The 19,850-nt window shown below is 59.0% G+C and carries 21 protein-coding genes; 12 read left to right on the forward strand and 9 right to left on the reverse strand.

What is annotated here, in order from left to right; genetic code table 11:
* Window positions 1–4: 4 nt before the first annotated feature.
* The 5 genes from Q1A07_RS13385 (at window position 5) to Q1A07_RS13405 (ending at window position 4,444) form a co-directional block, all read left to right on the forward strand.
* The gene (locus Q1A07_RS13385; RefSeq protein ID WP_299782128.1) at window positions 5–880 is read left to right on the forward strand and encodes a LysR family transcriptional regulator; all 876 of its coding nucleotides are present in this window, start codon (window positions 5–7) and stop codon (window positions 878–880) included.
* 520 nt (window positions 881–1,400) lie between these two features.
* Window positions 1,401–1,772, forward strand: coding sequence for a helix-turn-helix transcriptional regulator (locus Q1A07_RS13390; protein WP_299782130.1), 372 nt, complete (start codon window positions 1,401–1,403; stop codon window positions 1,770–1,772).
* A gap of 100 nt (window positions 1,773–1,872) precedes the next feature.
* Complete coding sequence (hisN, locus tag Q1A07_RS13395; RefSeq protein WP_299782132.1) at window positions 1,873–2,685, forward strand: histidinol-phosphatase; 813 nt, start codon at window positions 1,873–1,875, stop codon at window positions 2,683–2,685.
* On the forward strand, window positions 2,682–4,022 hold the full coding sequence (locus Q1A07_RS13400) for an 8-oxoguanine deaminase (RefSeq protein WP_299782134.1): 1,341 nt from the start codon (window positions 2,682–2,684) through the stop codon (window positions 4,020–4,022). Before hisN ends, Q1A07_RS13400 begins: the two co-directional genes overlap by 4 nt.
* The gene (locus tag Q1A07_RS13405; protein WP_299782136.1) at window positions 4,019–4,444 is read left to right on the forward strand and encodes a CAP domain-containing protein; all 426 of its coding nucleotides are present in this window, start codon (window positions 4,019–4,021) and stop codon (window positions 4,442–4,444) included. Before Q1A07_RS13400 ends, Q1A07_RS13405 begins: the two co-directional genes overlap by 4 nt.
* Before the next feature lie 45 nt (window positions 4,445–4,489).
* Here the strand turns inward: Q1A07_RS13405 and guaD are convergent, their stop codons facing one another.
* Window positions 4,490–5,794 carry a guanine deaminase gene (gene guaD / locus Q1A07_RS13410; RefSeq protein WP_299782138.1) on the reverse strand — a complete coding sequence of 435 codons (1,305 nt, stop codon included), beginning with the start codon at window positions 5,792–5,794 and terminating at the stop codon, window positions 4,490–4,492.
* Between the two features lie 108 nt (window positions 5,795–5,902).
* Between guaD and mgtE the strand changes: the two genes are divergently transcribed.
* Window positions 5,903–7,294: a magnesium transporter gene (mgtE, locus tag Q1A07_RS13415; protein WP_299782140.1), complete on the forward strand. Its 1,392-nt coding sequence runs from the start codon at window positions 5,903–5,905 to the stop codon at window positions 7,292–7,294.
* On the forward strand, window positions 7,291–7,851 hold the full coding sequence (locus Q1A07_RS13420; RefSeq protein ID WP_299782142.1) for a 5-formyltetrahydrofolate cyclo-ligase: 561 nt from the start codon (window positions 7,291–7,293) through the stop codon (window positions 7,849–7,851). The genes mgtE and Q1A07_RS13420 overlap by 4 nt, the downstream gene beginning before the upstream one ends.
* Here the strand turns inward: Q1A07_RS13420 and Q1A07_RS13425 are convergent.
* The 3 genes from Q1A07_RS13425 to Q1A07_RS13435 form a co-directional block, all read right to left on the reverse strand.
* The gene (locus Q1A07_RS13425) at window positions 7,848–8,033 is read right to left on the reverse strand and encodes a helix-turn-helix transcriptional regulator (protein WP_299783538.1); all 186 of its coding nucleotides are present in this window, start codon (window positions 8,031–8,033) and stop codon (window positions 7,848–7,850) included. The two genes, Q1A07_RS13420 and Q1A07_RS13425, sit on opposite strands and share 4 nt — an antisense overlap.
* A 46-nt stretch (window positions 8,034–8,079) precedes the next feature.
* Window positions 8,080–8,643 (reverse strand): DUF2975 domain-containing protein, encoded by a 564-nt coding sequence (locus Q1A07_RS13430; RefSeq protein ID WP_299782144.1) that lies wholly within the window; start codon window positions 8,641–8,643, stop codon window positions 8,080–8,082.
* A gap of 185 nt (window positions 8,644–8,828) precedes the next feature.
* Window positions 8,829–9,662, reverse strand: coding sequence for an SDR family NAD(P)-dependent oxidoreductase (locus tag Q1A07_RS13435; RefSeq protein WP_299782146.1), 834 nt, complete (start codon window positions 9,660–9,662; stop codon window positions 8,829–8,831).
* Between the two features lie 126 nt (window positions 9,663–9,788).
* Between Q1A07_RS13435 and Q1A07_RS13440 the strand changes: the two genes are divergently transcribed.
* From Q1A07_RS13440 to Q1A07_RS13455, 4 genes are all read left to right on the forward strand, one after another.
* Complete coding sequence (locus tag Q1A07_RS13440; RefSeq protein WP_299782148.1) at window positions 9,789–10,601, forward strand: TIGR00282 family metallophosphoesterase; 813 nt, start codon at window positions 9,789–9,791, stop codon at window positions 10,599–10,601.
* Complete coding sequence (locus Q1A07_RS13445) at window positions 10,598–11,509, forward strand: DMT family transporter (protein WP_299782150.1); 912 nt, start codon at window positions 10,598–10,600, stop codon at window positions 11,507–11,509. Before Q1A07_RS13440 ends, Q1A07_RS13445 begins: the two co-directional genes overlap by 4 nt.
* Window positions 11,510–11,626: 117 nt before the next feature.
* Window positions 11,627–13,342, forward strand: coding sequence for an SLC13 family permease (locus Q1A07_RS13450; RefSeq protein ID WP_366944111.1), 1,716 nt, complete (start codon window positions 11,627–11,629; stop codon window positions 13,340–13,342).
* A 120-nt stretch (window positions 13,343–13,462) separates the two neighbouring features.
* The gene (locus tag Q1A07_RS13455) at window positions 13,463–13,627 is read left to right on the forward strand and encodes a hypothetical protein (RefSeq protein ID WP_299782152.1); all 165 of its coding nucleotides are present in this window, start codon (window positions 13,463–13,465) and stop codon (window positions 13,625–13,627) included.
* 102 nt (window positions 13,628–13,729) lie between these two features.
* Here Q1A07_RS13455 and Q1A07_RS13460 read toward each other — a convergent pair whose 3' ends face one another.
* On the reverse strand, window positions 13,730–13,978 hold the full coding sequence (locus Q1A07_RS13460; protein WP_299782154.1) for a hypothetical protein: 249 nt from the start codon (window positions 13,976–13,978) through the stop codon (window positions 13,730–13,732).
* Window positions 13,979–14,070: 92 nt separating this feature from the next.
* Between Q1A07_RS13460 and Q1A07_RS13465 the strand changes: the two genes are divergently transcribed.
* Window positions 14,071–14,457, forward strand: coding sequence for a hypothetical protein (locus Q1A07_RS13465; RefSeq protein WP_299782157.1), 387 nt, complete (start codon window positions 14,071–14,073; stop codon window positions 14,455–14,457).
* 34 nt (window positions 14,458–14,491) lie between these two features.
* On the opposite strand, the gene Q1A07_RS13470 is transcribed toward Q1A07_RS13465, so the two are convergent.
* The 4 genes from Q1A07_RS13470 to Q1A07_RS13485 all read right to left on the reverse strand — a co-directional run bounded on the left by Q1A07_RS13470 (window position 14,492) and on the right by Q1A07_RS13485 (window position 19,638).
* Complete coding sequence (locus Q1A07_RS13470; protein ID WP_299782159.1) at window positions 14,492–15,688, reverse strand: PQQ-dependent sugar dehydrogenase; 1,197 nt, start codon at window positions 15,686–15,688, stop codon at window positions 14,492–14,494.
* Between the two features lie 263 nt (window positions 15,689–15,951).
* Window positions 15,952–16,323, reverse strand: coding sequence for a c-type cytochrome (locus tag Q1A07_RS13475; RefSeq protein ID WP_299782161.1), 372 nt, complete (start codon window positions 16,321–16,323; stop codon window positions 15,952–15,954).
* Window positions 16,324–16,700: 377 nt separating this feature from the next.
* The gene (locus Q1A07_RS13480; RefSeq protein WP_299782163.1) at window positions 16,701–17,414 is read right to left on the reverse strand and encodes a response regulator; all 714 of its coding nucleotides are present in this window, start codon (window positions 17,412–17,414) and stop codon (window positions 16,701–16,703) included.
* The gene (locus tag Q1A07_RS13485; protein ID WP_299782165.1) at window positions 17,407–19,638 is read right to left on the reverse strand and encodes an ATP-binding protein; all 2,232 of its coding nucleotides are present in this window, start codon (window positions 19,636–19,638) and stop codon (window positions 17,407–17,409) included. Before Q1A07_RS13485 ends, Q1A07_RS13480 begins: the two co-directional genes overlap by 8 nt.
* Window positions 19,639–19,850 lie beyond the last annotated feature (212 nt).

Genomic DNA, 19,850 nt, shown 5'->3' on the forward strand with positions numbered 1-19,850 from the left:
TGATATGAGGAATCTCGACATCACGACGTTGCGGTCTTTTGTGGCGGTTGCAGATGCGGGCGGTGTTACCCGCGCCGCCGGTTTTCTGCATCTGACCCAATCCGCAGTGTCCATGCAGCTGAAACGTCTAGAGGAACTATTGGACGTGGAACTGCTTGACCGTTCCGGCCGAACCATTGCCTTGACCGCTTCGGGTGAGCAGCTCCTGGTCTATGCCCGCCGTATGGTTGCATTGAACGACGAGGTGATCGGGCGTTTGACTGATCAGGCCTATGAAGGGGAAATAACCCTTGGTGTGCCGCATGATATTGTCTACCCGGCAATCCCACAGGTCCTGAAACGCTTCCACGCCGCATTCCCGCGGGTCAAGGTGCAGTTGGTCTCGTCTTACACGCGCGCCCTGAAGGACCAGTTTGGTCGGGGCGAATGCGATCTGATCCTGACGACGGAGAATACACTCGAACCCGGCGGTACGACCCTCTGCCGGAAGCCTTTGCTCTGGATTGGGGCACCGGGGGGCGCTGCATGGCGGTGCCAGCCGCTGAACCTGGCTTTTGGCAGGCGCTGCACGTTTCGGCCCCGTGTTGTTGAGGCGTTGGATACGGCAGGCATTGAATGGGAAGTGATCGTGGAGACCGACAGTGATCGCACCATCGAGGCCACTGTCAGTGCCGATCTGGCGGTTCACACGATGATCGAAGGCACAGAGCCGCCGCATCTGGAGCGCATAGATCACGGGGGGGCGTTGCCAGAACTGCCGCATCAGTTGATCAATCTGTACGGGGCGCAGACCAAAAAGAGCGTCGTGCATGACACACTGGCGGATCTCCTGCGCCGGGCGTTCTCAGGTTCGGAAAGTGTGCGCTTGAAAATCGCATGATATTGCGTGGCAAATCTGAGGATTTTGAAATCAGATTCGGCTGGGCTTAATGGAACGCGAGGTCCCAAAAAAGCAGATTTTTTGCTTGGTTTGGCGATTTTCCGCCAATCCTGAATGGAATGGGTGATTTTCGCCGATCATTTTCTTTTGCTATGCGATGACCTACGAAAGGAGTAAACAATTCTAGTCTGCGGCGAAAAAGTTACCGCAAACAGGTCAAAAATCAACTTATAAGTGTATTTATCCAGATAAATTTGACCAAATATAAAAAATTTTAAACGAAAAGAGAATTGGCGGGATTTGAGACAAAAACCCCTGATTTGGAAGCAAAAGACGCCTTATGATTGATTTGATTGACGGTCTGCTCACTTTATTGGGAAGCGATTATTATTGATCGAAGAGTGAATTTCACTATTGTTCGCCAACATATCGGTTTTGTGGTGATCGCGGCTAGGTTGTGCCAAGGAGCAATCCGGTCGAAAGACCACCTTTTAACAAGGTAAATGCAAAGGATAAGCAAATGGTACATGTCGTAGATGTTCATGTCGGAAAACGTATTCGCCAGCGGCGCTGGCTCGTTGGAATGACACAACAGAAACTCGCGGAATGTGTCGGAATCAAATTCCAGCAAATCCAGAAATATGAAACAGGCGCCAATCGCGTCAGTGCGTCGCGGCTTTGGGATATCGCGGATGCATTGGAGGTGGACGTGGCCTTCTTCTTTGAGGGTTTGAAATCAGACGCCGAAAACACGACAGAGCACGATACGATTCCGGCGGATATGATGGGCGACAAGGAAGCGATGGATCTTGTGCGATCCTATTATGCGATCCCTGAGAACCAACGCCGCCGCCTGTTCGAACTGGCACGCGTTCTGAGCGACGTCGCCTGATATTTCTGGGACGTTCGTGAGACTGCGGCTTAGAGCGCTGCATGCATGAATACCGCGCGCAAGGCTTGCGCCGATGCGCGCGGACTGGCACCAGTCGGGTATGACCCTATCACCTGATACCGTTGAACTCGAAAACATCGACGCAATTGCGCAACGCATGGCGGATGCGGCACGCGCTGCCATCCTGCCGTACTTCCGGCAGTCGGGATTAAACTCCGAGAACAAACTGGCAGACGGGTTTGACCCGGTCACCGAAGCAGATCGCGCAGCGGAGCGTGCCATGCGTGCCATTCTCCAGAAAGACTGCCCAGATGACGCCATTCTTGGCGAAGAATACGGTCATTCCAATGGAACAAGCGGGCGCACCTGGGTGCTGGACCCGATCGACGGCACCCGCGGGTTTGTCAGCGGCACCCCGACCTGGGGTGTATTGATCGCCGTCTCGAATGCGCAGGGCCCATACTATGGCCTGGTGGATCAGCCTTATATCGCAGAGCGGTTCATTGGCAGCCCGGCAAAGGCCGAATTGACGGGACCATCCGGCACGTCGGTGTTGAAGACACGGTCGACCAAGGCGTTGCGCGACGCAATTGTATTCACCACATTCCCCGAAGTCGGCACGCCACAGGAAGCTGCCGCCTTTCGCGCCGTGGCGGAAAGGGCCAAGCTGACGCGTTATGGGATGGATTGCTATGCCTATGCCTTGTTGGCCGCCGGTCAGGTCGACCTAGTCATCGAGGCCGGATTGCAGGCGTATGACATCCAGGCGCCGATTGCGGTGATCGAAGCGGCTGGCGGCATTGTCACGAACTGGGAGGGCGGACCGGCACATGAAGGGGGGCGGGCCCTGGCTGCTGCGAACGCAGACATCCACGCGCAGGCGCTTGCCTTGTTGCAAGAGAGCGCTGCGTGACACGCCTTCTGCTGCGCGGTGCGGATCATCTGCTGACGATGGATGACGACCGCCGGGAGTTGCGCAGGGCGGACGTTCTGATCGAGGCCGGTGTCATCCGCGCCATCGGACAGAATCTGCAAAGCGATGCGCCGGTGATTGACGCCAGCGGATGCGTTGTAACGCCGGGCCTGGTGAACACGCACCACCATCTTTATCAATCCCTGACCCGCGCGGTGCCTGCCGCACAGGATGCGCTGCTCTTTGGGTGGCTGCAAACACTCTATCCGATCTGGTCGCGCTTCACACCCGATCATATGTTTACCTCCGCTCAGGTCGGTTTGACCGAGTTGGCCTTGTCTGGCTGCACGCTGAGCAGTGATCACCTTTACCTCTACCCAAACGGCGCAAGGTTGGAGGATACGATCCACGCAGCGGCGGAGGTCGGCGTCCGCTTCCAACCCACGCGCGGCGCGATGAGCATTGGCCGGTCGCAGGGCGGGTTGCCCCCCGATGACCTTGTGGAGCAGGAAGCCGATATTCTCGAGGACTGCATCCGGGTGATCGATGCCTTCCACGACCCGTCGCCGGAGTCGATGTGTCGCGTCGGCGTGGCGCCCTGTTCCCCGTTTTCGGTCAGCCGGGATCTGATGCGTGATGCCGCCCTGCTGGCGCGGGACAAAGGCGTGATGATGCACACGCATCTGGCTGAAAATGAGGAGGACATCGCTTATTCCCTCGAAACTTTCGGCTGCCGCCCGGGGCAATATGCCGAAGACCTTGGGTGGGTCGGCCGGGATGTCTGGCACGCGCATTGTGTGAAGCTTGATGCAGCTGAAATTGAACTTTTTGCCAAAACCGGCACCGGCGTTGCCCATTGCCCCTGTTCCAATTGCCGTTTGGGCAGTGGCATTGCACCGGTTGTCGATATGCGTGCGGCGGGTGTGCCTGTCGGGCTTGGTGTGGACGGATCGGCAAGCAATGACGCAGGCAATCTGGTGGCGGAAGCGCGACAGGCCATGCTGCTGCAGCGGGTTGCGCAAGGGGCGGACGCGATGAGCGCAAGGGCGGCGCTGGAGATGGCGACCCGCGGGGGCGCGGACGTGCTCGGGCGCCCGGAGTGCGGACGGATCGCGGTTGGATGCCGGGCGGATATTGCGATCTGGGACATGTCCGGGATCGAGACTGCTGGCAGCTGGGACCCGGCGGCCTTGCTGTTGGCGGGGCCGACAACAGTGCGGGATCTGATCGTGGAAGGCCGCCAGATTGTGCAGGACGGGCAGATTGTCACGCTGGACATGGCGACGCTGATCGCGCGTCAGAACCAGATGGCGCGCGGCTTGGGAGAAGCGGTGTGAGACACCTTTTCAGCATTCTTCTGTGGTGTGGGCTGACGACCGCTGCGGCCTCTGATCCAGCGGCCACCGATGCGCTGAATGCCTATCGCGCGGATAACGGACGCGCGCCGCTGACCTATTCGATGACGTTGCAGAGTGCAGCGGAAGCACATGCGCTGGATATGGCGGTGCGGGGGTTCTTCGATCATCGGGGCAGCGATGGCTCAAACGTGGGCGCGCGCGTGTCGCGGCAGGGGTACCGATGGTGTTTTGTGGCAGAGAACATTGCCAAGGGGCAGCCGTCGCTGGCGGATGTCATGCAGGCCTGGGCCGGGTCGCAGGGTCACCGCCGCAACATGCTCTCCCGTCAGGCACAGGAATTTGCCCTTGTCGAAGCACCGGGGCGCATCTGGGTCATGGTGCTGGCGGCACCTGGGTGCTGACACCGGTTGGGTGTGGCGCAGCCGGGCCCTCCGGGGGAGATATTTTCAGCCAGAAGAAGCCGCCCGGCGTTTTCCCGCGATCCAGACATCGGCGATGGCGCGGTCGTCCCCCATCATGAGCGTGGGGAAGAGGGTTTCCCAGACCGTGTTGGCCTCTGCCGACCGCTGCGCAATGGCGGGCGTCGAGGCGAGGTCAAGGATGGTCAGGTCCGCTTCGTACCCCGCTGCAAGCGTCCCGATTTTTGTGTGCAAATGCAGGCTGCGTGCGGAGCCGGCGGTGGCCAGCCACATCAGCTGCGCCGGATGCAGCGCGGTGCCCCGCAACTGCGCGATCTCATAGGCGGCAGCCATTGTGCGCAGCATGGAGAAGGACGACCCACCGCCGGTATCCGTGGCAAGCCCGAGCGGAATGCGACGGGTCGCGAGTCCGGCAACATCCATCAGGCCCGACCCGATGAAACTGTTCGACGTGGGGCAATGCACCAGTGCGGCCCCCGTTTCGGCGATGCGGTCGATTTCGCGGGGCTGCAGGTGGATGGCGTGACCATAAACGGCACGCGCGCCGATCAGCCCATGCGCCTCATAGGTATCCAGATAGTCTCGGGCGTCCGGAAAGAGCTGCCGCACCCAGTCGATTTCCGCGGGTTGTTCACTCAGATGCGTCTGCATCAGGCAGTCCGGATGCTCCGCCCAGAGGGCACCCAGGGCCTGCAACTGATCTGGCGTTGAGGTCGGTGAAAAGCGTGGGGTGATCGCGTATTGCGCGCGGCCCTTGCCGTGCCAGCGCGCCACCAGCGCCTTACTTTCGTCATAGGCGGATTGTGCCGTGTCGCGCAGGCCCTCCGGCGCGTTGCGGTCCATGCAGGTTTTGCCCGCGACGGTGCGCATGCCGCGCGTGGCCGCCGCCTCAAAGAACGCGTCCACGCTGCCGGGGTGGATGGTGGCGTAGGAACACATGGTCGTCGTGCCATGATCCAGCGCCAGGTCCAGATAGCGGGCCGCGATTTGGCGGGCGTAGGCCGGATCCTGCAGGCGCATTTCTTCTGGGAAAGTATAGGTGTTCAGCCAGTCAATCAGCTGCTTGCCCCAGCTCGCGATGATCGCTGTCTGCGGGTAGTGCACATGAGCATCCACAAAACCGGGGCAGATGAGATGCTGGCCGTAGTCATGCACTTCTGCCTGCGGGGCGTCGTGGCGCAGCGTGTCCCGATCTGCGACCCGGACGATCTGGCCATTTTCGATCAAAACGGCACCGGCGCTGTTGATCCGCACCGCGTCCTGCCACTGGCCGGTCATTGGATTGCCGGAGGTTTCGAACGTCTGGCCGAGGAGGAGTTTTTGCGTGTTCATGCGTCTTCTCTAGGCGCTTCGGGCGGTGGCGACAACGGGCAAGCGTGCCGGCATTGTGTCCAACGGGGCCGCCGCTTATGGTCCGATCCAAAGCAGGGGGACGCGCGCATGTCAGATCAGACCGCAGAGCTGGAGCCGGAAGGCGAGGACGACGCCTATCTCCTCGGTCCCAAGGCGATTGCTGCGATCCTCTACGCGGTGGATATTGAAGATTCCGCCAAGCTGACAGAGTTGATGGAGCCGCTGCACCCGGCGGATATCGCTGACCTTCTGGAGCAGATCAATGCATTTGACCGCTCCCGGCTGGTGCGGCTTTACGGGCGCGAGTTTGACGGTGAAATCCTTTCGGAACTCGATGAGTCGATCCGGGAAGAGGTCATCTCGGTCCTGACACCACAGGTCTTGACGCAGGCCGTGCGTGACATGGACAGCGATGACGTTGTCGATCTGGTCGAAGACCTTGAGGATCATCAGCAGGAAGCCATTCTCGAGGCGCTGGAAGATGTGGACCGGGCCGCCGTACAGCAGGCGCTGGGCTATCCGGAGTACTCCGCGGGCCGTCTGATGCAGCGCGAAGTGGTCATGGCGCCGGAGCATTGGACGGTGGGTGAGGCCATCGACTACCTGCGCACCACGCCCGAGGACGAGCTGCCCGCGCAGTTCTATCACATCGTGCTGGTCGATCCGCGGCTGCATCCCATCGGGAACGTTACGCTGGGCAAGGTGATGCGATCCAAGCGTGAAACCCGGCTGATGGACATCAAGGAAGAGACCTTTCAGGTCATTCCGGCGCTGCAGGACGAAGGTGAGGTGGCCTACGCCTTCAACCAGTACCACCTGATTTCTGCGCCCGTTGTGGATGAAGAGGACCGGCTGATTGGTGTGATTACCATCGATGACGCCATGGCCGTCCTGGATGAAGAGCACGAAGAGGACATACTGCGCCTTGCCGGTGTGGGCGAAGGGTCGTTGTCCGACCGGGTGATCGAGACCACCAAGCAGAGGTTGCCCTGGCTGGCGGTGAACCTCGTGACGGCGATTGCCGCAAGCCTGGTGATCGCTCAGTTCGAGATGGCGATTGCGCAGATCGTGGCGCTGGCCGTGCTGATGCCCATCGTGGCCTCCATGGGCGGCAACGCAGGCACCCAGTCACTGACGGTGGCAGTGCGCGCGATTGCCACCAAGGACCTGACCGGTGCCAATGTTTGGCGCGTGATCCGGCGCGAGGTGCTGGTGGGGCTGATCAACGGTCTGATCTTTGCCGTGGTGATGGGCGTGGTGGGCGTGATCTGGTTTGGCTCCCCCGCTCTGGGATACGTGATTGCGGTGGCGATGGTCATTAATCTTGTTGTTGCAGGGCTCGCCGGAACGGTGATTCCGGTTGTCTTGGAGCGTGCGGGCGTTGACCCGGCGCTGGCCTCCGGCGCCTTTGTAACCACGGTCACGGATGTGGTCGGGTTCTTTGCCTTTCTCGGCCTCGCGGCACTGGTGCTTTTGTGATCGATCTGGCGGAGGCGAAGGCACAGGCGCGGCGGGAGGGGTTTGCCCGGCGCAAGGAAGCGCATGCCGCCGATCCCGGGACCGGCGCAGGGGTTCTTTCCGGTTTTCTGGCAGGTCATCGGGGGGTGCCCTTGTCAGGCTATATGCCCATCCGGACGGAGATCGACCCGCGTCCGGCCATGGCCGAGGCCGCAGCCCATGGCCCTGTCGGCATCCCGGTCATTATCGGGGCAGGCCAGCCGTTGAAATTCGCCCGGTGGGAGCCGGACATGCCCTTGGTCGAAGGGGCCTTTGGCGCGCTGATCCCCGAGCAGCCGGATTACTTCGAGCCGGAAATCCTGATCGTGCCACTGGTGGCCTTTGACGGGCAGGGCGGACGGCTGGGCTATGGCGGGGGGTTCTACGACCGCACGCTGGAACAGCTGCGTGTGCGCCGCGGGACTCTGGCCATCGGCTTTGCCTATGCCGCACAGGAGGCCGCAGAACTGCCGTTGGAACCGACCGACCAGAAGCTCGATTTCATGGTGACCGAGACCGAGATGATCGACCTGCGCTAATCCTCGGCGTCCTTATAGGTCAGGATGTCACCCGGTTCGCAGGAGAGGGCTTCGCAAATCCGCGCCAGCGTGTCAAAGCGCACGCCTTTGACCTTGCCGGACTTCAGCAGCGATATGTTCTGTTCGGTGATGCCCACCCGTTCCGCCAGCTCCTTGGAGCGCATCTTGCGCCGGGCCAGCATCACGTCCAGCGTCACGACGATCCGCTTGCCGATTTCCTGTTCCGCATCAGACAAAGGCCTTGTTTTCCTCTGCCATATGGGCGGCGTCCACCATGATGTGACCCAGTGCCACCAGCATGAGACCCAGGATGATGGCGTAGATGTCGCCGTCCTCAAAGCCAATGCCGAAGGTGAGACGGGTGGGATCGGCCCAATACCGCAGGATTGCGCGCGCGATCCCATCGACGATCATGCTGACCGGGACGATCAGAACCAGCACCCAGCCGACCCGCCGGAGCCGGATGGCGGTCCTTTGCGTGAAGATCCCCGATCCTTCGCGGATACCTGCAAAAAGCTGCCGAATGAGCAGCATCATCGCAACCGCCATGAAGTCGGTTATCAGCCAGATCAGCGAGGCCAGCAGCGCGTTGGCCGTGGTCAGCTGCAGGACGCCGATGTCGAGGTTGAGTTCTTGCGCCAATTTCTGTCCCAGAAGCTGCGGATCGCTGATTGACAGAAAGACAAAATAGACCGCGACAATGATCGCGAGACCCAGGGCGAGTGTGCTGAACCACACGCCAGCGCGGGCGGTTGCCGCGATTTTCGATTGCCTGTCGAGGGGGTCGGACATGGGTGCATACTCCACATAAAATACTACGCTTAAAAATTATCGTAAAACAATAATTATTGCAATCCTAATGTGAATTTTGGTGTGTCTCCATCACGTGAAGCTACAAAGGTGCCTCCCGGAGTGGTTTCTGTGGGTCATTGGTTCCTGAACCGCACCTCCCGGCAGACCTTGCATGCCTCCAGTCGTCATCCTTTTTCGAAGGCGGTAAATGCCTCGGCCCAGTCCGGATGCCACCGGGACAGGGCCGGGCGGTTTTCCGCGATATCGCCTGCCGCCCAGAGCACGCGGCGCGCATCCACCGTCTCATCCACCATATTGTCGGGGCAGAGCACGTAGAAATCCCCGCGTCCGACACGGTCAAAGAGGTATTCCACACATTGCGCGCTGGTCCAGGCGCCCTCCGGTTTGTCCGGCATGATGGCCGCGATCATGCCCGTGTAGGTGAACCCCGGCACGAAGAGGTGGACGTCGATGGGGGCGCCTGCCTCACGCAGTTCGTGTGCCAGCTGTTCAGTCAGGACCTTCACGGCCGCCTTGGAGGCGTTATAGGCCGGGTTTCCGGGCGGGGTGGTGATGCCCTGCTTGGAGCCGGTATTGATGATCGCCGCAGGCTCGCCCGCGTCGATCAGCCGGGGCACGAAGGCCTGAACGCCATTGACGATGCCGAAGAAGTTGACATCGAAGGTCTTGCGCCACGCCTCGGGATCGTCCCAACAGGAGGAGCCGAGACCAATGCCCGCATTGTTCATGACCACCGTAACCCGGCCCATGGCAAAGGCCTGATCAGCCAGCGCGTTTACGGCATGCGCATCGGACACATCCACAACCCGCGTCTCAACCCGCGCTCCCGAGGCGCGAAGGTCTGTTGCCGCCGTTTCAAGAGCCTCCGCATTCTGATCGGCCAGCAGGAGGTGAAACCCCCACCCCGCCAATAGCTCTGCTGCCGCCAATCCGACGCCGCTGGCCCCGCCGGTAATGACGGCTAGCCCACCCCGTTTGCTGATTTCGGTCCATGACATCGTTTTGCCCTCCAGTATCTACATATCCCAACTTAACGCGAAATCGGTTTTCCGCCATGACGCTGTGCCGCATTATTATAAGGCCTGCCCCTTGCCCTGCCGGTGCCGGAGCCCTACCCATCAGACATGAAACTGATGTTCCTTGGCGATGTAATGGGGCGGGCCGGACGGCGCGCGATCACGGAAAACCTTGCGCGGTTGCGTACGGCGTGGAAGCTGGATTTCGTGGTGGTGAATGGCGAAAACGCGACCTCGGGCGTGGGTCTGTCGGGCGCGCATGCCAAGACGCTGCTCGAGGCCGGGGCCGATTGTATCACGCTGGGCGATCACGCCTTTGACCAGCGCGACATGCTGCAGTTCATCGAGCAGGAACCCCGGGTCATCCGCCCGCTGAACTTCTCCAAAACCGCACCGGGCAAGGGCGCGCGGCTCTTTACCTCGAAGAACGGGCGTAAGGTGCTGGTGACGCAGGTGCTGGGGCAAGTCTTCATGAAACGGCCCTTTGATGACCCGTTCTCGGCGCTGGAGCCGGTGTTGAAAATGCATCCCCTTGGCGGGCAGGCTGCCGCCGTGATCGTGGATGTGCATTGCGAGGCGACGTCGGAAAAGATGGCGATGGGGCATTTCGCCGATGGGCGGGCGAGCCTTGTTGTCGGCACGCATACCCATGTGCCCACGGCGGATGCGATGATTCTGCCCGGCGGCACCGGATATCTAACCGATGCGGGCATGTGCGGCGACTACAATTCCGTGATCGGTATGGACAAGGCCGAACCGCTGCGCCGCTTCATCACCGGCATGCCGCGCGACCGCTTTTCGCCCGCGAACGGCGAGGCGACCCTCTCCGGTGTCTACGTCGAGACCGATGATCGCACCGGCAAGGCTACCCGCATCGCCGCGATCCGCAACGGTGGTCTGCTTGAACCCGGTGCCCCGTGACCGTTCCCGCACGGTCTGACGTGGTGCTGTTGACCGGCGTGCTCATCCTTCTGGGAGCCGGTTGGGGCATGACGCAGCCCCTCACAAAGATCGCGGTTTCCACCGGGTACCAGCACTTTGGCCTGATTTTCTGGCAGCTCCTTATCGGGGCGGTCCTGATGGCGTCCATCTGTGCGATACGGGGTACCCGGCTGCCGCGCGGACGGCGTCAGATCGCCATTTGCCTGATGGTGGCGGCCATCGGCACGATGATTCCCAATTCCACCGCCTATCAGGCCGCGGTGCATCTGCCCTCGGGCATCTTGTCGATCCTGTTGTCGATGGTGCCGATGTGGGCCTTTCCCATTGCGCTGCTGATGGGGCTGGACCGGTTTTCTTGGCGGCGCTTTCTGGGACTGTCGTTGGGCCTCTGCGGCGTGTTGCTGATCGCGATGCCGGGGGCATCCGCGCTCAATCTCGCGGTTTTCTGGGTCGGCGTCGGGTTGATCAGCGGCATCTGCTACGGGCTTGAGGGCAATCTGGTGGCGAAATTCGGCACCGCGGGCATGGACCCGTTCCAGGTGCTCTACGGGGCGTCCCTGATGGGGGCGGTGATCATGCTGCCCGTGACGGTACTCTCTGGCCAGTGGATCCCCGTCGATGCCGCCCAGACCCGCGAGGGGCAGGCGCTGATCCTCGGCTCCATCATTCATGTGGTCGTCTATGCCGGTTATGTCTGGATGGTTGGGCGTGCGGGCTCCGTTTTTGCTGTGCAGGTGAGCTATCTGGTGACGGGTTTTGGCGTCCTCTGGGCCAAGCTGCTGCTGGACGAGGCCTATTCGACCGGTATCTGGGCGGCACTGCTGCTTATGTTTGCAGGCATGTATCTGGTGCAGCCGCGCCCGAAAGCGGCGCTTGCTCCTGCGTGAGCAATCGGCGTACCTTACCGCAGGTTGAACAACGACACAGGTCGCATCCCCTTGATCCCATTTGTTGAATTGTCATCTACCGTGAGTGCCGTGCTGACCCTCGCGGTGGTTGCGGTGATGTTCGCGCTCTTTGTGCGCGAGACCTTCCCGACCGAAGTGGTTGCCATCACCGGTGCGGCACTGATGCTGCTGCTGGGTGTTCTGCCCTATGAGAACGCGCTGGCCGTGCTCAGTAACCCCGCGCCCTGGACCATTGCCGCGATGTTCATCGTGATGGGGGCGCTGGTGCGCACTGGGGCGTTGGAGGTGCTGACCCAGCAGGCAGAACGCTATGCCAAGACCCACCCAAAGGCGGCGGTTGCGGGGGTCATCCTGTCGGTCATGGGCGCCTCGGCCATCATGAACAACACGCCCGTCGTCGTGGTCATGATCCCGGTGATGGTGCAGCTGAGCCAGACATTAGGGGCCAAGGCGTCGCGTTACCTGATCCCGCTCAGCTATGCGGCGATCATGGGCGGTTCGCTCACGCTGATCGGGACCTCGACCAACCTGCTGGTCGATGGGGTTGCCCGCACGCAGGGGCTCGATCCCTTCACGATTTTTGAGATCCTGCCGATTGGCCTAGTGGTCTGCGTCTGGGGGCTGATCTACCTGTCGATCTTTGCCAAGCATCTGCTGCCGGATCGCGACAGCATGGCGAATATGCTTTCGGACCGCTCGAAGATGAAGTTCTTCACCGAGGCCGTGATTCCGCCCGAAAGCAACCTGATCGGGCGCGAGGTGCTCAGCGTGCAGCTCTTCAAGCGCGAAGGCGTGCGGCTTGTCGATGTGATCCGCGGCGATGCCTCGCTCCGGCGCAACATGCAGGGCGTGACGTTACAGCTGGGGGATCGCGTCGTGCTGCGCACACAGATGACGGAACTGCTGAGCCTGCAGGCCAACAAAGAACTGAAACGGGTGGATCAGGTGTCCGCAGTCGAGACCACGACGGTCGAGGTTCTGATTACGCCGGGGTGCCGGATGGTCGGGCGCTCTCTTGGCAGCATGCGCCTGCGCCGTCGCTACGGTGTCTATCCGCTGGCCGTGCATCGGCGTAACCAGAACATCGGGCGGCAGTTGGACGATCTGCTGGTCAAGATTGGCGATACCCTTCTGCTGGAAGGAGCCCCCGAAGACATTCAGCGCCTGGCCGCGGATATGGATATGGTGGACGTGTCGCAGCCTTCCGCCCGCGCGTTCCGGCGCAGCCACGCGCCCATCGCCATTGCCGCTCTGGCAGGCATTGTCATCCTCGCCGCCCTCAACGTGGCGCCCATTCTGCTTTTGGCGATCATCGCTGTGGCGCTGGTGCTGGTGACGGGTTGTATCGACGCGGATGAGGCGTTTTCCTTCATCGACGGGCGCTTGCTTGCGTTAATCTTTGCCATGCTCTCCGTCGGTGCAGCGCTGCAGCATTCCGGGGCGATAGCGCTCATCGTCGATGCCGTCTCGCCGACGCTGATGGCAATGCCGCCGACGGTGGTGGTTCTGGTGGTATTCGCCATGACCTCGACCCTGACCGAGATCGTGTCCAACAACGCGGTCGCCGTCATCATGACCCCGCTGGCCATTGGCTTGGGCACGGCCCTTGGCCTCGATCCGCGCCCCCTGGTCGTTGCTGTCATGATCGCGGCGTCCTGCGCCTTTGCCACGCCCATCGGCTATCAGACCAACACGCTGGTCTACGGACCGGGGGGATACCGCTTCACCGATTTCATGCGCATCGGCGTGCCACTGAACCTCAGTATGGCGCTCATTGTCTCGATGATCATCCCGCTGATCTGGCCCCTCTGAGGCATATGCTGCTATGCAGCAATTGCAGGGCTGCTTTTCGTTTTTGAACGTTGTTTGTTAAGGGTTTCGATATCATGTTGGCGCTATCAGAACATCCGGTTTTGATGAAAGGAATGTCACATGAATGATATTATTAACCGACTGAAAAACGCGGCCGCGAAACGGGCCGAATTCAACCGCACCTATCACGAGCTGCGGTACATGCCACGCGATACGGCGATTGATCTGGGGATGTTCCCGGAAGATGCGTATCAAGTCGCGTATTCGCACGTCTACGGACGCTAACTGCGAAGGGCACCAAAAGGTGCCCGCCGAAATTCCTCAAGCCCGCGCCCGTCTCCTTTTGCAGGAGCGCGCGCGGGCTTTTCATTTTTACCGCTGCAGAAGCTAGAGTGGCCAGACAATCAGAATTCCCGTGACGTCGAGGCTGTAGCTAAGGCGGACGAAGTCGATGCGCCGAACGCCAGCTTGCGAAAGCTCGTCGACGGCAAAGGTCTTTGCGGAAAGTCCGACAATGACAGTCACCGGCACGGTGACCGCTTCACAAACCGCGCGAACCGCGTTGATGTCGGCAATATGACCGCCTCTCAGCTTTGCTCGGGGTGTATAAAACGGGCGTACAACAAGTCCCTTCACGCGAATTCAGTGGTCTATACAGCCTGGGTTCAGGGCCTTGCCGGAGGATTGATAGCTAGCGATACTACCGATGCAACCGTGGGGACACAGCGATGCGAAATGCACTACCTCTTGTACTCATCCTTACAGTGGCTTTGCCGGGCATGGTTTCTGGAGACGCAGCTGCGGTGAAAGACCGGGCCAGGTCGGGCAGTTTTGACTCAACGGGCGAGGTTCGCTGTGCGCAGGAGATTGGACAATCGCTGGGTGCGTGCAGCGCGGCTGTCGCCCGCACTGATGGATCTGCTGCGATTGTCGTGACCTTCGCAAACGGCTTTGCAAGGACTCTGCTGTTCTCGGACGGGGAGTTCTTGCGCGGCAACGCGACCATGTCTGGCGCGGGGACTGATACGGATTGGCAGCTGTCCCATGGCATTTATCACGTGAGGGTGGATGACCAGCGCTATGAAATTCCAGATGCACTGATCATCGGAGATTAGACCGCGCGACATGAGCGCGCGGCCACAAAGCCAATCAGCCGCCGGGGGTCAGCTTGTAGATCGTGCCTTCGTCGATGGATGTGTAAAGACTGCCATCCGGCCCCATGACAACCGAGCGGAAGCGTCCCGACTCCATGGGAAGGGTCATCTCCGTCACGTCCTCGACGTCCGTGTTGTCGTCGTTGAACTGTATCACGTCGATCCGCTGACCGATTGGTGTTCCGCCAAAGCCAATGCCCATAATCCCGACGACCATCGCGCCGTCCCAGTCCCCCCAGGCGTCCCCTTCGAGAAAGGCCGCTGATGAGGTGCCCTGCGACCAGCCGTTGTTGTTCCAGATCGGCGGCATCGCATCAGGGTAGGTGTCGAAGTCCGTCATCGACATGAAGGCGGCCCGCTCATAGCGGTTCATGCCGTCTTCCTGGTTCGGACTATACCCACAGTAATCGTCGGGGCAGTCGCCACGCCCTGCCATGTTAGGCCGCGGGTCCCATCCGGCGTTGCCGCCGTTCTGCAGGATCGTGATTTCATCGGAATGCCAGGGGCCGTGTTCTGCCGTGATCGCAGCACCTGTTTCCGGGTGAAAGGCGATACCCTGAACGTTCCGGTGGCCATAGGTGTAGGTTCTGGCGTCGAAACCGTCCGGCGGGCTGTTTTCAGCATTGGCGTTGCCGTCGGTATCAATACGCAGAACTTTGGAGCCCATCATCGTCGGGCTCTGCGGCACCTGGCCATTATGCGTATCGCCCGTCGTCAGAAAGAGGTGGCCATTTGCATCAAAACGCACGCGTCCGCCGTTGTGAGCACCGGGGCCACCGAAGGGATGGTTCGAGGCTGCCATCTTGTAGGGCACGTCATCGACAATATCCGTCCTGTCCGCGACGCCGGTGAAGTCCTCACTGAGCGTGAAACGCATCAGCCGGTTGGTGTGGGGGTCCGACATGTTGGACGTCGAATAGACGTAGATGCGGCGATTGCTATCGAAGTCCGGATCGAAGGCCACACCCATCATGCCTGCTTGACCTTCGCAGAACAAATCCGAACCATTCGATGCATAGCCTTCGGTTTCACCGACACCGTAAAGCGCATTCACCGTGCCGTCTGGCAGGCGCACCGAAAGGCCTGAGCACTTCTCAGTGAACAGCATTGTGCCATCTGCCAGAAATGCCATGTCCCACGGATTATCCAAACCCTCGAGTACGACCTCATGTTGCAGGCTGGTGGTGTTCATTCCATTTTGTGCGAAGGCAGGCGACGATAGTAGAGCCGTGCCAGCAAGAAGCGCGGCACCCATCCGCAGTGCGGAAAAAGACGTGACGTGAGACATGATTTCCTCCCAAAAATCGATTTGAAAGTCGACCGGGAAGGCCTTCCGGCTCATAGTCTGCCCAAGCCGACCGAGACGTTAACCATAGTTCTCGGTCCATCAACGGGTCAACGAATTTCTCGTTTGACTAGAGTCCCTTGGCGCAGCAGTACTTTCTGATTGTCGTCTCAGTCGAAGGCTGTGGCCACGTAGACGGAGATGTTGGCGATATCCTCATCTGAGAGTTTTTTTGCATGACTGATCATGAGAATGGAGTTCGGACCAATCTTCTTGCCGGACCTGTAGATTTTCAGCTTCTCCGCAATATACTCCGGCGTCTTGTCAGACAACTTTGGGTAGCTGGCTGCGCCCTGTGCCTTGTTCCCATGGCAGGCCCGGCACGATTTGCGAAATATTTTTTCTGCCGCCTCCAAATCCACCACGTGCTCTACTGTCGAGGTGTCGGAGTCTTCGGCCGCCGCGTCAGTTGCATGATTGTCTGCCCGCGCTGCGAAACCACAAATGATCATCAACATGGTCAGAACGCAGTTTCTCAGCATCAACACAATCCCTGTTGCTTGGTCGGCTTCAACCGTTCTAGACGGTCTTCTCGACAAGTCCAATGTTTCGTAATGATCGAAGGATGTCCCATTGCTTCGATTACTGCTGCTGCACGGGCAAGCAGCGAGCATTGCAAACGCGGCCTCGAACGGACAATCGTGCTGGGCGCGTCGATCGACCGCTTGTTCCTGCCGTAGACAAATCGCGCTTGAACGTCCCCGCCACGCTTGGGCTCACCCCCGCGATACGATGGAGTGCAGCATGTTCTTGGCCACCTCAAAACTGTCCGCCCCCGCTGCCCGTTCCTGATATTCGTTGGAGCAAGCGCATTGCTGAAAGCTTCCGGGCTTACATAAAACAGCATATTGAAGTGGTCTCATTTTGGATCGTAAAGGTAACCGATGCCGCGCACGGTTCTGATAACTTCGGGTTTTTCAGGGTTGGTTTCCAGTTTCCGGCGCAGTCGGGAGATTCTGATATCGACGCTTCGGTCAAACGGGTCCCAGGATCGGTCATGAGCTTGTTCCAAAAGCTGATCCCTGTTGAGAACGCGCCCCCTGTTTGCCGCAAAGACCTTGAGCAGACTATACTCCATCGCCGTCAATTGAACTTCGGACCCATCCGCCGCACGGAGCTTTGCGGCGACTTTGTCCAAAAGAAAATCTCCAAATGGAGCGCAGTCCCAATCAACCTTTTCCGCCTTTGCTGAGCTACTGATGGTTTCACGGCGAAGTATCGCTTTTATCCGGGCTTCGAGCTCTCGAAGATCAACGGGTTTGCCTAGATAATCATCCGCCCCCATTTCAAGACCAATGATACGATCAACCACGTCACCGGCTGCGGTCAGCATGATGATGGGGGTCGTGTCCTCTGGGCGCAGTGATCGTAGAATGGAAAGACCATCTTCCTTTGGCATGTTGATGTCCATGATGATGACATCCACAGTATTGGTCGACAGGATGTCCCGAAGTTCATCGCCACCTGCGGCTCCGGATACCTTGTATCCACGTTTGCCAAGGTATTCCTGGAGCATTTCACGCAGGTCGATTTCATCATCGCAGACTAGGATGTGGGCATTCTGGCTATCCATCTGGCATTTCCTCCTGCTCGGCGAGTAGCTGTCTGACGAGGTCTCTGAGCTCTGCCGGCGAAACCGGTTTCTCCAAATATGGAAGGCCAGCCTCCTTTAGAAGTCCCAGGGAAGTCTGTCCCATCGTATCACCGGTGATATAGGCCGTCCTCTTCAACATCTCTGGAAAACGGGCCACCAAAGCTTCGTATATCTGGCGCCCGTCGACACCCGGCATGTTCAAATCACTCAAGAAAACGTCGTACCTGGTTGAGTGAAGGCGGTTTAACGCTTCCTCCCCTGAGGCGACGAAATCGACTTCGAACCCTTCTTTTCTGAGAATTTCGGCGTTCAACTGGCCCACTTCAACCTCATCATCCACAATCAGTGCTCTCAGGTTTGCAGGTGCCGTGACCGGGTTGGTCGGCGCGTCCACTTCTGATCTGTGATCACTGGCGACGGGGAGCGTGATACGAAAACATGTGCTGGCTGCGCTGCTCTGATCCAGCCTGATCTGTCCGCCATGCGAAAGAATGATCCGGTGGCAGAATGCCAGACCGATGCCAGTTCCCTCGCCGACTTCCTTGGTGGTGAAAAAAGGCTCAAATATCCGCCCCCGAATGGCGGTGGGAATGCCGGGGCCGTTGTCTTGAACGGTCACTTCGACCATGCTCATCTCCGGCTTTGAGATGGCCGACAGTTCAATGCGATCGCCACGACCAGACGCGTTCAAAGCCTGTTCGGCGTTGATGATCAGATTAATGATAACCTGCGTAATCTGATCCGCATCGGCGGCAATAGGTGGCAGATCTTCCGGAATCTTGAGCGAAATACTGATGTCACCTGACGTGCTTCCATAGGCAGCGACATCTGCAGCCGTTTCGATCACGCTGGCAACATCAACTGGCTCGATCTTGCTTGGCTGCTGGCGTGCCATGGCAAGGAAGGTCTTTACGATCTTGGCACACCGCTCTGCTGCTGTACTGATCTTGTCGATCCTTGCGGTGAGATCAGGATCTGTGATCTCCTCTTTCAGCATCAGCGAATGACCTACAACAACGGAGAGGGGGTTGTTGAGCTCATGGGCAACACCGGCAAGCAATTCACCAAGTGCGGACATCTTTTCATTCTGGAACAGCAACTCTCTTTGCTTCGCAAGCTCTTCAGAAAGCGCCAATTCATCCGTCAAATCGCGTGTGTTTGAGACGATGACTTCTTCGCCATTGAATTCTATGAGGCGCGAGGAATCCGCCCCCCAGAACTTTCGCCCCTTTGCATCAATGAACTCCATCCGCCGATCCTTGAGCGTCCCGGCCTTTCGCAGGTCTTCAAGATAGCGCTCGCGCTCTGTTGGGTCCGCATAGTAGGATTTGGAATTGTTGGACGGGCCAAAAAGCTCCTCAAGATCTGGCGTCGCAAAAAGAACTTTCCCGGTTTCTGCGTTCGTCATGTTAATGGCGGCCGGATAAGCTTCCATGACTTGCCTGATGAGCGCGTCAGTTTCTTTTTGGACGGTTAGATCAATGGTACTGGTCACGATGACTTCTTCGCCCTTGAAATCGATCAACTGCGAAGAAATGGTCGCTGGAAAAATGTTTCCGTCAGCATTCAATAGATCAAGTTTGAAGTCATCCACACGTCCATCCGCCAAAAGCTGCGTGACAAAATCTGCCCGGCGCTCCGGACTGACATAATGTTCCCGCGCAGACTTGGTGGGTCCAAACATCTGCAGGGCGGCAGGTGTGCGGTAAAGAATCTGACCATCACCGATACGGGCCATGGTGACCGCGGCAGAACTGGCGTCCAGCACTTTTCTGATCAGAAGATCCCCGTCGCGTTCCTCGACCTCGGCTTGTTTTCTGGCTGTGATATCCTCGCGGGTTACGACAAAGCCGCCTGAGCAGGTCGGGTGAACAGACACCAGATAGGTCCGCCCGTCCGTTTCTTTCAGTTCAAAATCCTGAATGAACTCGATGCCATTGGCCAATCTGTCAGAAACCCATTTCTGTTCATCGCCCACAGCATCGGCATATATTCCGCGGCGGGCTGTCTCGCGCATCAGTATTTCCCAGTCCAGACCGGGTTTGAGGAGATGGGAAACCCCTTTGTTCATCTCGGCATATTTTTGATTGAACATCACAAGGCGCCGGTCGTCATCGTACAGGGCGAATCCTTCCTTAAGAGACTCGATAGCGTCCCGCAGAAGGCCCTGCGCATTGTCGATGTCTTCCAGATCGTTCGTCATGCCCGTCGTCATCCCGATTTTCTAAGACAGCATTGTTTCAATGCCATTTCAAAATTCGCATCTAGTGTTTCAATTGTTTCACAGGCTGCTGCGCCAAACCAGAGACAGCAAAAAAATCCCATATTTTGAAGGTTGCTGGCGGGGGATCAGGTGAAACTGGTCGTGCAACAACTGAAACACGGCACGCCTCATTCAGACATCGCAATGAAACA

It is taken from the genome of uncultured Roseobacter sp. (genome assembly GCF_947492555.1).
Taxonomy (GTDB): Bacteria; Pseudomonadota; Alphaproteobacteria; order Rhodobacterales; family Rhodobacteraceae; genus Roseobacter.

Coding starts and splice junctions, on each gene's coding strand:
- Q1A07_RS13455 (WP_299782152.1), top strand. CDS start 13,463: ATGAATGATATTATTAACCGACTGAAAAACGCGGCCGCGAAACGGGCC.
- Q1A07_RS13475 (WP_299782161.1), bottom strand. CDS start 16,323: ATGCTGAGAAACTGCGTTCTGACCATGTTGATGATCATTTGTGGTTTC.
- Q1A07_RS13430 (WP_299782144.1), bottom strand. CDS start 8,643: ATGTCCGACCCCCTCGACAGGCAATCGAAAATCGCGGCAACCGCCCGC.
- Q1A07_RS13485 (WP_299782165.1), bottom strand. CDS start 19,638: ATGACGAACGATCTGGAAGACATCGACAATGCGCAGGGCCTTCTGCGG.
- Q1A07_RS13450 (WP_366944111.1), top strand. CDS start 11,627: ATGTTCGCGCTCTTTGTGCGCGAGACCTTCCCGACCGAAGTGGTTGCC.
- guaD (WP_299782138.1), bottom strand. CDS start 5,794: ATGAACACGCAAAAACTCCTCCTCGGCCAGACGTTCGAAACCTCCGGC.
- Q1A07_RS13465 (WP_299782157.1), top strand. CDS start 14,071: ATGCGAAATGCACTACCTCTTGTACTCATCCTTACAGTGGCTTTGCCG.
- hisN (WP_299782132.1), top strand. CDS start 1,873: ATGACCCTATCACCTGATACCGTTGAACTCGAAAACATCGACGCAATT.
- Q1A07_RS13385 (WP_299782128.1), top strand. CDS start 5: ATGAGGAATCTCGACATCACGACGTTGCGGTCTTTTGTGGCGGTTGCA.
- mgtE (WP_299782140.1), top strand. CDS start 5,903: ATGTCAGATCAGACCGCAGAGCTGGAGCCGGAAGGCGAGGACGACGCC.
- Q1A07_RS13440 (WP_299782148.1), top strand. CDS start 9,789: ATGAAACTGATGTTCCTTGGCGATGTAATGGGGCGGGCCGGACGGCGC.
- Q1A07_RS13435 (WP_299782146.1), bottom strand. CDS start 9,662: ATGTCATGGACCGAAATCAGCAAACGGGGTGGGCTAGCCGTCATTACC.
- Q1A07_RS13480 (WP_299782163.1), bottom strand. CDS start 17,414: ATGGATAGCCAGAATGCCCACATCCTAGTCTGCGATGATGAAATCGAC.
- Q1A07_RS13390 (WP_299782130.1), top strand. CDS start 1,401: ATGGTACATGTCGTAGATGTTCATGTCGGAAAACGTATTCGCCAGCGG.
- Q1A07_RS13425 (WP_299783538.1), bottom strand. CDS start 8,033: ATGCTGGCCCGGCGCAAGATGCGCTCCAAGGAGCTGGCGGAACGGGTG.
- Q1A07_RS13470 (WP_299782159.1), bottom strand. CDS start 15,688: ATGAACACCACCAGCCTGCAACATGAGGTCGTACTCGAGGGTTTGGAT.